The 14676-nt window shown below is 66.2% G+C and carries 5 protein-coding genes; all 5 read left to right on the forward strand.

The genetic code is table 11. The features are described 5' to 3' along the window. Positions 1 to 2427, forward strand: a 2427-nt coding sequence (locus ABIR17_RS06015) for a DNA-directed RNA polymerase subunit beta (RefSeq protein WP_348003470.1), incomplete at its 5' end; no start/stop codon positions are given. 50 nt (positions 2428 to 2477) lie between these two features. After that, complete coding sequence (rpoC, locus tag ABIR17_RS06020) at positions 2478 to 6359, forward strand: DNA-directed RNA polymerase subunit beta' (protein WP_348003471.1); 3882 nt, start codon at positions 2478 to 2480, stop codon at positions 6357 to 6359. Between the two features lie 98 nt (positions 6360 to 6457). Further along, positions 6458 to 7417, forward strand: coding sequence for an FHA domain-containing protein (locus ABIR17_RS06025; RefSeq protein WP_348003472.1), 960 nt, complete (start codon positions 6458 to 6460; stop codon positions 7415 to 7417). 84 nt (positions 7418 to 7501) lie between these two features. After that, positions 7502 to 8635, forward strand: a complete 1134-nt coding sequence (locus tag ABIR17_RS06030; protein WP_348003473.1) for a serine/threonine-protein kinase — start codon at positions 7502 to 7504, stop codon at positions 8633 to 8635. 2 nt (positions 8636 to 8637) lie between these two features. After that, positions 8638 to 14643 (forward strand): Ig-like domain-containing protein, encoded by a 6006-nt coding sequence (locus tag ABIR17_RS06035; RefSeq protein WP_348003474.1) that lies wholly within the window; start codon positions 8638 to 8640, stop codon positions 14641 to 14643. The last annotated feature ends 33 nt before the right edge of the window (positions 14644 to 14676 follow it).

The following is a 14676-nucleotide window of genomic DNA, read 5'->3' on the forward strand; positions in this document are numbered from 1 at the left end:
GACATCGACCACTTCGGCAACCGTCGCATCCGCGCGGTCGGCGAGCTCATCCAGAACCAGGTTCGCACCGGGTTGTCCCGGATGGAGCGCGTCGTTCGCGAGCGCATGACGACGCAGGACATCGAGGCCATCACCCCGCAGACCCTGATCAACGTGCGCCCCGTCGTCGCCGCGATCAAGGAGTTCTTCGGAACCTCTCAGCTCAGCCAGTTCATGGACCAGAACAACCCGCTCGCGGGTCTGACCCACAAGCGCCGCCTGTCGGCACTTGGCCCGGGTGGTCTGTCCCGTGAGCGTGCCGGTGTTGAGGTTCGTGACGTCCACCCCTCGCACTACGGCCGCATGTGCCCGATCGAGACCCCGGAAGGCCCGAACATCGGCCTGATCGGTTCGCTCGCGTCGTTCGCGCGCATCAACTCGTTCGGTTTCATCGAGACCCCCTACCGTCGCGTCAGCAACGGCAAGGTGTCGACGACGAACATCGACTACCTGACCGCGAGCGAGGAAGACGAGTTCGTCGTCGCCCAGGCCAACGCGCCGCTGGCGGCCGATGGCCGCTTCGCCGAGCCGAAGGTGCTCGTGCGCAAGAAGGGCGGCGAGGTCGAACTCGTCGACGCCGACCAGGTCAACTACATGGATGTCTCCCCGCGCCAGATGGTGTCGGTCGCGACGTCGCTCATCCCGTTCCTCGAGCACGACGATGCAAACCGCGCGCTCATGGGCGCGAACATGCAGCGTCAGGCCGTTCCGCTTCTGCGTTCCGAGTCGCCGGTCATCGGCACCGGGATGGAGGGCTACGCAGCCATCGACGCCGGCGACGTGATCACGGCACTCAAGGCCGGGGTTGTCTCCGAGGTCAGCGCGGATGTGGTCACGGTTCAGCTCGACGAGGGTGGAACGCAGGACTACTACCTCCGCAAGTTCGACCGCTCGAACCAGGGCACCTCGTACAACCACCGCGTGATCGTCGACTCCGGCGACCGCGTGGAGGTCGGCCAGGTTCTCGCCGACGGTCCCGCGACCGAGAACGGCGAGCTCGCGCTCGGCAAGAACCTCCTCGTGGCGTTCATGCCGTGGGAAGGTCACAACTTCGAGGACGCGATCATCCTGAGCCAGAACCTGGTCAAGGACGACGTGCTGTCGAGCATCCACATCGAGGAATACGAAGTGGATGCCCGCGACACCAAGCTCGGCAAGGAAGAGATCACTCGGGACCTCCCGAACGTGAGCCCCGAGCTGCTGGCCGACCTCGACGAGCGCGGCATCATCCGCATCGGTGCCGAGGTTCGCCCCGGCGACATCCTGGTCGGCAAGGTCACGCCGAAGGGCGAGACCGAGCTGAGTGCCGAAGAGCGTCTGCTGCGCGCGATCTTCAACGAGAAGAGCCGCGAGGTGCGTGACACCTCGCTCAAGGTTCCTCACGGTGAAGAGGGCACGATCATCGGCGTCAAGGTGTTCGACTCGCAGGATGGCGACGACGAGCTCGGCTCGGGCGTCAACCAGCGCGTCGTGGTGTTCATCGCCCAGAAGCGCAAGATCACCGCGGGCGACAAGCTCGCCGGTCGTCACGGAAACAAGGGCGTCATCTCCAAGATCCTTCCGGTCGAGGACATGCCGTTCATGGAAGACGGGACCCCGGTCGACGTCATCCTGAACCCGCTCGGTATCCCCGGCCGCATGAACTTCGGCCAGGTGCTGGAAACCCACCTCGGGTGGGTCGCCAAGCAGGGCTGGGAAGTTCAGGGTTCGCCGAAGTGGGCAGCCACTCTCCCCAAGGAAGCCCACTCGGCGCCTCCCGGGACGAAGCTGGCGACTCCCGTGTTCGACGGCGCGCTCGAGGAAGAGATCGAGGGTCTTCTCGACTCGACCCTCAAGAACCGCGACGGACAGCGTTTGATCGGCTCGTCGGGCAAGACGCGTCTGTTCGACGGCCGTTCGGGTGAGCCGTTCCCGGAGCCGATCTCGGTCGGGTACATGTACATCCTGAAGTTGCACCACTTGGTCGACGACAAGATTCACGCACGCTCGACGGGTCCGTACTCGATGATCACCCAGCAGCCGCTCGGTGGTAAGGCGCAGTTCGGTGGACAGCGTTTCGGCGAGATGGAGGTCTGGGCCCTCGAGGCCTACGGCGCCGCGTACGCACTGCAGGAGCTGCTGACCATCAAGTCGGATGACATCCTCGGCCGCGTCAAGGTGTACGAAGCGATCGTCAAGGGCGAGAACATCCAGGAGCCCGGCATCCCCGAGAGCTTCAAGGTGCTCATCAAAGAGATGCAGTCGCTGTGCCTGAACGTCGAAGTACTCGGCGTCGACGGCAACGTGCTCAGCCTCAAGGACACTGACGACGAGATTTTCCGCGCTGCGGAAGAACTCGGCATCAACATCTCCTCCCGCTTCGAGTCGTCGTCCATCGACGACATCTGACCAGCGGCTCATCCAGCACAGTTTTCGATTACAGGTAGAGAGAGACATACGTGATCAACGCGACAAGTTTCGATGAGCTCCGGATTGGCCTGGCCACCAGCACAGACATCCGTGCCTGGTCGTACGGCGAAGTCAAGAAGCCGGAGACCATCAACTACCGCACCCTGAAGCCCGAGAAGGACGGTCTGTTCGGCGAGCAGATCTTCGGACCTTCCCGCGACTGGGAGTGCTCGTGCGGCAAGTACAAGCGGGTGCGATTCAAGGGCATCGTCTGCGAGCGCTGTGGTGTCGAGGTGACGAAGTCGTCGGTGCGCCGTGAGCGCATGGGCCACATCGAGCTCGCCGCCCCGGTGACTCACATCTGGTACTTCAAGGGCGTTCCGTCGCGCTTGGGCTACCTGCTCGACATGGCGCCGAAGGACCTCGAGAAGGTCATCTACTTCGCCGCCTACATGGTCATCTCGGTCGACGACGACATGCGTCACGCCGACCTGCCCGGCCTCGAGAGCGAGGTGTTGCTCGAGATCAAGCAGCTCGAGCAGCAGCGTGACTCGGCGATCGCCGTTCGTTTGTCGACCCTCGAACAGGACCTCGCGGCCCTGGAAGAGGAGGGCGCCAAGAGCGACCAGAAGCGCAAGGTCCGCGACGGCGCCGAGAAGGAGATGGGGCAGGTCCGCAAGTCGTTCGACGAGCAGATCGCTCAGCTCCAGCGCGTCTGGGATGACTTCCGCTCGCTCAAGGTCGGCGACCTGAAGCCCGAAGACTCCGTGTTCCACGAGCTGCAGGACCGCTTCGGCCTGTACTTCGAGGCGTTCATGGGTGCCGAGGCAATTCAGAAGCGTCTGCTCGCCTTCGACCTCCAGGCCGAAAGCGACGCGCTGCACGACGAGATCGCCAACGGTCGCGGTGGGCAGAAGAAGATCCGCGCGATCAAGCGTCTGCGCGTCGTCAACTCCTTCCTGTCGACCGGCAACTCGCCGGCCGCGATGGTGCTCGATGTCGTTCCGGTGATTCCGCCGGAGTTGCGCCCGATGGTCCAGTTGGATGGTGGCCGCTTCGCGACCTCCGACCTCAACGACCTCTACCGTCGCGTGATCAACCGCAACAACCGCCTCCGTCGCCTCCTTGACCTCGGTGCCCCCGAGATCATCGTCAACAACGAGAAGCGGATGCTGCAGGAGGCCGTCGACGCACTGTTCGACAACGGCCGCCGCGGTCGCCCCGTCACGGGTACCGGTAACCGCGCGCTGAAGTCTCTGAGCGACATGCTCAAGGGCAAGCAGGGCCGGTTCCGCCAGAACCTGCTCGGCAAGCGCGTCGACTACTCCGGTCGTTCGGTCATCATCGTCGGACCCCAGCTCAAGCTGCACCAGTGCGGTCTGCCCAAGCAGATGGCGCTCGAGCTGTTCAAGCCGTTCGTGATCAAGCGTCTGATCGACCTGTCGCACGCTCAGAACATCAAGAGCGCCAAGCGCATGGTCGAGCGTTCGCGCCCGCAGGTCTGGGACGTGCTCGAGGAGATCATCCGCGAGCGCCCCGTTCTGCTCAACCGCGCGCCGACGCTTCACCGTCTGGGCATCCAGGCGTTCGAGCCTCAGCTCGTCGAAGGTAAGGCCATCCAGCTGCACCCGCTCGTCTGCGCAGCGTTCAACGCTGACTTCGACGGCGACCAGATGGCTGTGCACTTGCCGCTGTCGGTCGAGGCTCAGGCCGAGGCCCGCATCCTGATGCTGGCGAGCAACAACATCCTGAAGCCGTCTGACGGCCGACCGGTGACGCTGCCCTCCCAGGACATGATCATCGGTCTGCACCACCTCACGACGATCAAGGAGGGCGCGATCGGCGAAGGCCGTGCGTTCTCGTCGGTCGCCGAGGCGATCCTCGCCAAGGACCAGGGCTCGCTCGACCTCAACGCGGTCGTGCGGATCCGGGTGCAGGGCGTGCACTTCGTCGAGGGCGAACTGCCCGAGGGCCACACCCAGGGCGAGATGCGTCTCATCACGACGAGCCTCGGGCGGGCGATCTTCAACGAGACGCTCCCCGACGACTACCCGTACGTTGAGGCCGTCGCCGACAAGGGTCAGATCTCGTCGATCGTCAACGACCTCGCCGAGCGCTACCCCAAGGTGGAGGTCGCCGCGGCGCTCGACCGGATCAAGGATGCCGGTTTCTACTGGGCAACCCGCTCCGGTGTGACGGTCGCGCTGTCCGACGTCTTGACGCCGAAGAACAAGCCCGAAATCGTCGCCAAGCACGAGAAGAAGGCCGCGAAGGTTCAGGGCGAGTTCGACAAGGGCCTCATCGATGACGCGAGCCGTCGTCGTGAGCTCATCGACATCTGGACCGAGGCGACCAACGAGGTCGCGAAGGCGATGCAGGACGCGTTCCCGAAGGACAACAACATCTACCGGATGGTGTCGTCGGGAGCTCGAGGCAACTGGCTGCAGGTGCGCAACATCGCCGGCATCCGGGGGCTCGTGTCGAACCCGAAGGGTGAGACCATCCCGCGTCCGATCATTTCCTCGTACCGCGAGGGCCTGTCGGTGGCCGAGTACTTCATCGCCACCCACGGTGCTCGTAAGGGCCTGGCTGACACCGCTCTGCGTACCGCGGACTCTGGCTACCTGACGCGTCGACTCGTCGACGTTGCGCAGGACGTCATCATCCGCGAAGACGACTGCGGAACGACCAAGGGTCTCGAGTTGCGCATCGCCGACATGGTGGATGGCGGGCTGGTCCGCGACGAGAACGTCGAGAACGCGGTCTACGCGCGCTCGCTCGCCGAGGCCGCGCTCGACGCGAAGGGCAAGGTCATCGGCGAGGCCGGTGACGACGTCGGTGACGTGCTCATCGACAAGCTCATCGCGGCCGGCGTCGAAACGATCAAGGTGCGTTCGGTTCTGACCTGCGAGAGCGCCGTCGGCGTGTGCGCGGCCTGCTATGGCCGTTCGCTTGCCACCGGCAAGCTCGTCGATATCGGCGAAGCGGTCGGCATCATCGCCGCCCAGTCGATCGGTGAACCCGGCACTCAGCTCACGATGCGCACCTTCCACTTCGGTGGCTCGACGGGTGCCGACGACATCACGCAGGGTCTGCCCCGCGTGACGGAGCTGTTCGAGGCGCGTACCCCCAAGGGTGCGAGCCCGATCGCCGAGGCACCCGGTCGCGTCAACATCGAAGACACCGACCGTCAGCGCCGCATCATCCTCACGCCCGACAACGGCGACGAGGCGAAGGCGTACCCGGTGCTCAAGCGCGCGACGCTGCTGATCGAAGACGGTCAGCACGTCGAGCTCGGCCAGCAGTTCGTGATCGGCAACCTCGACCCGAAGGAGGTGCTGCGTGTTCTGGGTGTCCGGGCCGTGCAGAAGCACCTCGTCGACGGCGTGCAGGGCGTTTACCGCTCGCAGGGTGTTCCGATCCACGACAAGCACATCGAGGTCATCGTGCGGCAGATGCTGCGCAAGGTGACCGTCGTCGAGCACGCCGACACCGATCTGCTGCCGGGTGAGCTGGTTGACCGTTCGCGGTACAACGAGATCAACCGCGCGACGCTGCTTGAGGGCAAGAAGACCGCGTCGGCTCGTGAAGAGGTCATGGGTATCACCAAGGCGTCGCTCGCGACCGAGTCGTGGCTGTCGGCTGCATCCTTCCAGGAGACGACCCGCGTTCTCACGCAGGCCGCCATGGAGGGTAAGTCCGACACGCTGCGCGGCCTGAAGGAGAACGTCATCATCGGCCAGCTGATCCCGGCCGGTACGGGTCTGCAGAAGTACCGCAGCGTGACGGTCGAAGCTACGGAAGAGGCGAAGGCGGAGCGTTACCCGAACCGCATCTTCACCGACGACGCGACGTTCACCGAAGGCGACCTGTCATTCGTCGACTTCGACTCGTTCTCGTCTGACGACTTCTCGCCGGGTACCTACAACTAGTCACCTGTCACACACGAAGGGCCCTGCCGCAAGGTAGGGCCCTTCGTCGTTCGCGCGCCCCGCGCTCGGGATGCGCGCGGCCCGTTAGCCTGGTCAGGATGTTCGCCTACGTTCCCTCTGGCCCGCACGCGGGAACGGGTCACGCTGTCGTGACCGACCGCTTCGTCTGCCTGCTCGGCGAAGAGAACGCTCCCAGCGTCGCGGTCGAGCTCTACCGGCTGCTCGAACTGCCCGCGACGACGATCGCTGATGTGCTCGACGTGTTCATGTTGCACGGCTCGGCGAAGCGGTTTGCGATCGTCGAAGTCATCGATCCGGTCGAACGCATCGTGCGGGTCGCCGTCTCGGGCGAACTGTCTGTCGATCTGGCCGGTGCGGCATCCACTCGTCTGGAAGGGCCGACCGGCGCGACCTCCTGGAGCGGCGAGGTGCGCGGGGTGCAGACCCTGCGCCTGACGATCGGCACCCCGGAGGCTGGCGACCTGCAGTTGCCGATCAGGCGCGGGGTGGTGCGCACGCGCGACATCGCGATCGATGCTGCTGCCGAAGCCGCTCCGGAGTTGCCGATCGTCGAAGACCTGCAGACCCGCACCATCGAGCTGCCTCACCTGGCTGAGGTCGAGGTCGAGGCCGCGGCCGAGCCGAGTCCTGTCGTCGTCGAGCAGCGGTCGGCGCCCGCCGAGCCGCGTCGCGTCGATCTCGCACGCCTGTCATCCCGAATTTTCGTGCTGCACCTCCCCGACGGCAGTCAACTGGAGCCGAGCACTCCGGTCGTCGTCGGGCGGCGGCCGTGGCGAACGACTCCGGACGAGACCACGACCTTCTACGTCGTCGCGCCGTCCCCGAATCGCGAGATCTCCGGCATCCATCTCGAAGTCGCTCTGATCGATGGCGAACTGCGAGCCCGCGACCTCGATTCGACCAACGGCACGATCGTGCTCACCCCGACGCGCGCTCCCCGGTTACTGCACGAAGGCCGGTCAACCGCCCTGGAAGTAGGAGATATCCTCGACCTCGGGGAGGACTTCCGCATCGCTGTCGCGACTCGCACTACGTGACCTGAGCGGAATCGTTCCAGCAGGTGAAGTCCCCGTGCGCTGGCGCCGGATCGAGAGGGGCCAGATCGTGAAGGGTGCGAGCGCGTGGTGAGACGTCAGGGTGCTGCGCCGCCGATCCTTCCGGGTTACACCTACATCCGTCCGCTCGGCTCGGGCGGGTTTGCCGACGTCTACCTGTTCGAGCAAGACATGCCGCGCCGCGTCGTTGCGGTGAAGGTGCTGGTCGACGACGCCGTGAATCCCGAGGTCATCCGCACCTTCAATGCCGAAGCCGACATCATGGCGCGGCTGTCGGCGCACGCCTCGATCGTGACCATCTACCAGGCGAGCATCTCGGCCGACGGCCGGCCGTACTTCGTGATGGAGTACTGCCCCGAAACGATGAGCGCGAAGTACAAGAAGGGTCCGCTGCCGGTCGCGGAGGTGCTCGACACCGGCGTGCGGATGGCGGCCGCGCTTGAGACGGCCCACCGCTCGGGGCTGCTGCACCGCGACATCAAGCCGTCCAACATCCTGATCACCAGCCTCGGTACTCCCGTGCTCGCCGACTTCGGTGTCGCCGCGGCGCTTGAACCGCTCGACGACAGCGAAGAAGTGTTCGCGATGTCGGTGCCGTGGTCGGCGCCCGAAGTGCTCGAGCAACAGGTCACCGGATCGGTCGCGAGCGAAGTGTGGAGTCTCGGCGCCACTCTCTACACCCTGCTCGCCGGGCACAGCCCGTTCGAATCGACCGACCGCGAGAAGAACCGTCGGGATGTGCTGACCGAACGCGTCGTGAAGGCCAAGTACACGCCGATCGGACGGCCCGACGTTCCGCAGCGGGTTGACGACATCCTCGCGCGGTCGATGAGCAAGGTGCCGGCCGCGCGGCAGGAGTCGATGTACGCGTTCGCCGAAGAACTGCGCTGGGCACAGTACGAGGCGGGTCTGCCGCCGACGACCCTCGAGGTGGCCGCTACCGAGTGGGCAAGTGCCGCCGCGCCCGTCGACTTCGCCTCGTCGGCACCTCGTGGTCCGGTCATCTCAACGGTTAATAAAGACTCGCGGCGGGCGGCGCGCGCGGCGCAGGCGTACACCTCGCGACGGCAGGATGACGACGGCGTGCTGCCGCCGAAGGCGCAAGCGCCGTGGAAGACAGCCGTCATCGGCGGACTCGTCGGAGCCGGCGTACTCGCTGTCGTCGGGGTCATCGTCCTGTTTGCCTCGGGAGTGTTGTAGCGATGGCTCGTGCTGCCGCAGCTCCCCGCCGATCGCGACGCGGGCTCATCCCGCTCGTCGCCGGTCTGGCGTCGATTGCGGTCGTCGCAACTCTCGCGGTCGTCGTCGACGGGTACGACGCGCAGGAGGTTCCCGCCGTCGAGTCGTCGGTCTGGGTGACGCGGGCGGCCGGGCAGTACGCGCGAGTCAACACCGAGCTCGGCGAGATCGACACCGTGCGAACGGCGAGCGATCCGAGCGGCATCGCGCAGAACGGCGCTGCGGGCCTGGTCTTCACTCAGGGCTTCGGCCGCGCCTGGACGATCGACCCCGCGAACCCCGGCAACCTCGGCGGCTCGACCGACACCGCCGCCAACGGGACGACTCCGGATGCCGGTGAGCCCACGCCCACCGGAACCCGCGCGGTGGGGCAGTCGGGGGTGTGGCTGAGTTACCTGACCGACACCGGCAAGGCGTATTTGGGCAAGGTGCCGATCGACGGCGCGCCCGTCCTCCCGACGCTTGTCGATCCTTTCCGCGACGTCAAGGTGGCCGAAGGCGTGCAGGGGCCCAGTTACGTCGCGAGCGCCATCACTGTCGACGAGTCGGGCCTGGTCGCGATGTACTCGGCAGCCGAGTCGTCGGTGCGAATCTACGACCCGTCCCGCGACGAGTTCCGTGAGCCGGTCGAGGTGCAAAGCCCGCCGACGGCCGACGCCAAGCTCTCCATGACGCTCGTGCACGGCGCGTGGGCTCTCTTCGACTCGGTCTCGGGCCTTCTGTGGCTCCCCGGACGCGCCGATCCTGTCGACACGGGCCTGTCGGGCACCGCCGTTCTGCAGGCCTCGACGACGACCGGGGTCGGCGTGCACCTCGCCGATGACCGCAGCCTGATCTCCGTCGATTCGGCGACCGGAGCGACGCAAGATATCGCCACTGGGGCGGGCACCCCGGCCCAGCCGACCGTCGTCCATGGCGAACTGGTTGCCGCCTGGTTGTCATCCTCAGCCGGCAGTCTGTGGACTGAGTCGGGTGGGGCGACCGCTCTCACTCTCGACGGCACGTTGCTCGATGACGTCGACGCGATCGTGCCGGTCATTCGGTCCAACGGGGATCGCGCGGTTCTCAATGAGACCTCCTCCGGGATGCTGTGGCGCATTCCCGACGGCAAGTTGATTCCGGTCACCGAGTGGAACCTCGACGATCAGAACGACCGCGCCTCGGGAACGATCCAGGTTGACGATGTCGCCGAGCAGGAACCCCCGGTCGCGGTCGACGACTCGTTCGGGGTGCGCAGTGGAGCGCTGGTCGCGCTTCCCCTTCTGCTCAACGACCACGACCCGAACAAGAAGGACGTTCTGACGATCGTCCCCGAGTCGATTCACGGCGGGGACGGGTTCGGCACGATCTCGCTCGCCGCGAACGACCAGGAAGCCGTCGTGCAGGTCACGGGCAGTGGGTCGACCACCTTCAGCTACGCCGTGACTGACGGGGTGTCGACCTCACCCCCGGCGAACGTGACCCTGACCGTCGTCGGAGATACGAACACGGCACCCGAGTGGTGCGGTGTCGAGGCCTGCGTGCAGGACTGGCCGACGCCGGGCATCTCCGCGGGCGGCACCGTGACAGTTCCGGTGCTCTTTGGCTGGGTCGACCACGAGGGCGACCCCTTCGTGCTCAGCGATGCTGTGAAAGACAACCCTGCCGATCAGGTGACGGTGGTTGCGACAGCGGACGGCAACGTCGTGGTGCGCCACCAGGATTCGAACGCGGGGGATGAGGTCATCCCGATCACGGTCACGGTCACCGACTCGCACGGTGCGTCCGCGACCAAGACGCTCGAGGTTCGGGTGACGGCCAACTCCGCGCTGGTCGCGGAACCGATCGCGGCCGTCGCGGGCGTGAACGAAAAGATCTCGGTCGACATCGCCCAACACGTGCGCGGCGGCTCGGGGTCCTTCTCGATTGTCGACGCCGTGCAGACCTCGCAGGCGGGCGGCCTGATCGTCGTGCCGAACGCCGCGGCGGGCACGATCGATCTCACGGCGAGTACCGCGGGCGACTATGTCGTGACATACACGGTTCACGATCTGCAGACGTCGGCTCAGCAGTCGGCGATCCTGCGCGTCACCGTGGTTGGTGGCGGAGCTCCGTTGTCGATGGCACCCATCACGGCATTCGTGCGTGCCAACGAAGACACCACTGTTGACGTGCTCGCTGCCGTGCAGAACACCTCAGGTCGGGTGCTGATCGTCTCCCAGGCCACTGCTTCGCAACCCAGCCTCGGCGTGAGCGTTGTCGGGCAGTCGCGCATTCGGGTCTCGGGGACGACAGATAACGGCTTGCCCGGCACTGTCGGAACCGCTCTCGTCACCGTCACTGACGGCGCCGGCGCATCTGTGCAGGGAACCGTCACGGTCTTCTTGGTCGCCTCGGCAACTATCACCGGACCCATCGCCGTTCCCGACACGGCGACAGTTCGCGCTGGCAACCAGGCCGACATCCTGGTACTGGCTAACGACGTCAGCCCGCGCGGCGAGCGGGTGGTTCTGTATCCCGACGTGCAGGGATCCGGTGCTGCGGGCGAGCTCGCGTTCGTCGCAGGCGACCGGGTGCGGTATCTCGCGCCCGAGGCCCCCGGCGTCTACACCTTGCGCTACTCGCTCTATCTCGAGAACGCGCCCCAGTTACTCGATTCGGCGACGATCACCGTGACGGTGCTGCCCGCGGGTACCAACCGTGCACCGCAACCACCCATCCTCACCGGTCGTGTCGTCGCGGGACAGTCGATCTCGATCCCGTTCAGCGGATCAGGCATCGACCCCGACGGTGACCGCGTGGTGTTGGCCGACGTCGACCAGCCCGCGGCCGGTCAGGGTTTCGCGGCCATCTCGGCCGAAGGCGACGCGATCGTCTACACCGCACCCGGCAACGGCGTCCCCGGCGGCCAAGTCACCTTCGCCTACCGGGTGCGTGACACCGCGGGTGAAGACGCCACGGGCGTGGTGCGAGTCGGCGTGCTGGCGACGAATGTGTCGGATCTCACCCCGATCACCTACGGCGACTATCTGCGCGTGCAAGCCGGCACCCCGACGCCGCTGACAGTGTCACCGATGCTGAATGACCGCGACCCGAAAGAGGGTCGGCTGGTGCTGCAGAAGGTGGTGCCGAACGCTGTGGTGGGCACGCCCGAATACGACCGGCTCCTCGCACTGCTCGACACCAGCAACCTCGCGAATGGTGAGATCAGTGTCACCGCGGGCGACGTGCTGGGCGTTCACTCCTACGTCTACACCGTGGTTTCGCAGGCCTCGTTCTCGGTCGGCCAGGGCCTGATCGTGGTCAACGTCACCGACACCCCCTCACCGGATGCCCCGCTCGTCACCGACACCGTCGTCACGGCCGAAAATCGCGGCCAGCTCGCCTCGGGAATCGACGTCGTGACCGACAAGGTGCAGTGGGCGACCGGCGACCCGTCGAGCCTCGAACTCGCGATCTGGGGTCCCTCGGCCTCTCGGTACACGGTCACGGGGAGCCGCATTGCCGGCGACCTCCCCGCCGACGGCGACATCGTGCCGTTCTCACTGACGGGCACCGGGTCGGGGGGCGCGAAGGTGGTCAGTTACGGCTTCCTGCGCATCCCGGCGTTCGACGACATGCGGCTACAACTGCGACCCGGTACAGCGCCGATTCGGGTGGGTGAAGAGCAGTCGGTCGCGATCACGGTTCGTGCCCTGCTCGACCTTGACCCCAGTGATCAGATCGAGATCCGCAACGATCCCGGGTACTCGGTGCAGCGAGCCAACGCCTCGTGCACCGGCACTTCATCGACGGCCGTGACCTATTCCGCGGGCCGCGAAGCGCCGTGGACCGACGCCTGCACCGTGCCCGTGCGCGTCGTCGGTCAAGACACCTGGACGCTCCTGGGAATCCCGGTCATCATCCAGCCGAAAGACCCGCAGGCGATCCTTAACTCGATCAGCGTGACGGTGCCGCCCGGCGGGACCGGCAGCGTGAGTTTTTACCACGACATGGTCAAGTGGGAAGGCGACCGGGTCGGTGACTTGAGCAAACTGGACTACCAGACGGCCTTCTCGGGCACCGCGTTCATCGTCACCCCGCAGAGCGACGGCTCGATCAAGATCGACGCGGATGCGCGCGCCCGGTCGGGCACCCGAGAGACGGTAAGAGTTTCGATCACCGGGTACGGCGGGCTGACGGCAGGCATCACCCTGATTGTCGGGATCGCCCCGGCGGACGCCCCGCGTGGCGCGAGCTTCACCCAGCAGTGCGACGTCAGCGCGGGCGCGACCTGCTCGATCGCGGTCATCGGCAAGGCGGGTGAGTACGACCCGTTCAAGGGAGCGCTTCAGGGATCGGGCCTCACTCTGGTCGGCGTCGGCGGCTCGTCCGCTGGCGGAACGGTGACCTGCCCGGTCGCGAGTGTGCGGGTCGGTGACGACCATCAGGTGATCGCGACCTGGCCCTCCGGACCGAAGCCGATCGGTGGTGAATGCGTCGTGCCGTTCACGGTGGCCGACGCGCAGGGGCGCACCGGCCCCGGTCAGCTCACGATCGACGTCCTCGGGTACCCGCAACGGCCGGCGAGCGTCATCACCACCGCGTACAGTCCCAGCAGCGTCACGCTCCGGGTCGACCTCGGTGACGCGCGCAACGCCCATCCGCCGGTCTCCGGCGTTCGACTTTACGAGGGCGGCTCTGCCGTTGCCACGGCGACCTGTTCGCCGCAGGGCGTTGACTATCAGTGCGTCGTGACCGGCCTGGTCAACGGAGCCGACCACACCTACACCGCACGCGCCGCGAACTCGGTCGGTGAATCGCTCGATACCAACGGAGTCGTCACCCGCGCCTACGCCAAACCGGTCATCACGAACCTTGCCGTCGCCAGCGTCTATCGCGCGGGCAGCGGTTCGGGGAGCACGGGACCGAACAATGGGGTCGTCACGCTGAGCATCACGGCGGACGACGACGCCCAGGCGTACCGAGTGCTGGTCAGTGGCACCCCGATCACCACGATCAGCCGCACCGGCAACACAACGACTGCCGACATCAGCCTTCAGCCGGGCAGCCGACTGCTGCAAGTCATCCCGATCAGCCGGTTCAACCCGCCGATCGCGGGCAGCAACGAGGGCGACACGGTATCCATCACGGCGCTCGCGGTCGGTACCCCGCAGGTGACCGCCCAGGGGAGCGCGGCCTCGAACTCCGACGGCACGGCCATCATCCTGACCGGCGCCACTGCCGGTGCGAACGGCAGCCCGAAGCCGCAAAGCGTGACGTATTACGCCTGGCAGGGGAGCCAGCCAAGCTGCACCGCTGACGCCAACGGCGACCAGCAGGTCTCGGGTGCTGCCGCGACGTCTGCGACATCAACGATTTCGGGCCTCACTCCGAATGAGGACTACTCGGTCTCGGCCTGCATCTCATACGGGTTCGGCGCCGTGAGCACCGGGAGCATCGCATCCTTCACCTTCGCGGCCCCGGACGCACCCGCTGGACCCCTGACCTACCAAATCGCCACCAACCCCTCGGGCGGCGGCGACACCAAGTACTACGGGCTGGCCGGTGTTGACCACGCGGCGAACAACCCGGGCAACGGCTTCCAAGAGCGCTACCGCGTCAACGGGGGCGGCCTCCAGAACTCGCTCACCGACCTGCCCTCGAACGGCACGCCTGCCGTCACGGTTGCGTACTGCAAGAACATCGGCGGCCAGCCGCGGTGTAGTGCCGAGACGACGATCACTCCGGCAGCCGGCGGACCGGCCACCACCGTCACGCTGAAGTTCCCGCAGTGCAACCAGCTTGACGTCGACAACGATGACGCCGACAACGCGGCCGGCATCACCGCAAGCGGGCCGGCATCCGGGCAGTTCACGCCGACTTCGTCGGATAACGACGGTGGCTTCTTCCACAGCTACCCGTTCACCTACGACTTCACCGTCACCTGGACCGGACCTGGCTATACCGGCCTCTCCGGAGCCAACTACCAACGCACCTGCAACCAATGAGCCACGAAACCCATGAGCTACGAAAACCCATGA

The sequence above is a fragment of the Pseudolysinimonas sp. genome, assembly GCF_039912695.1.
GTDB lineage: Bacteria > Actinomycetota > Actinomycetes > Actinomycetales > Microbacteriaceae > Pseudolysinimonas_A.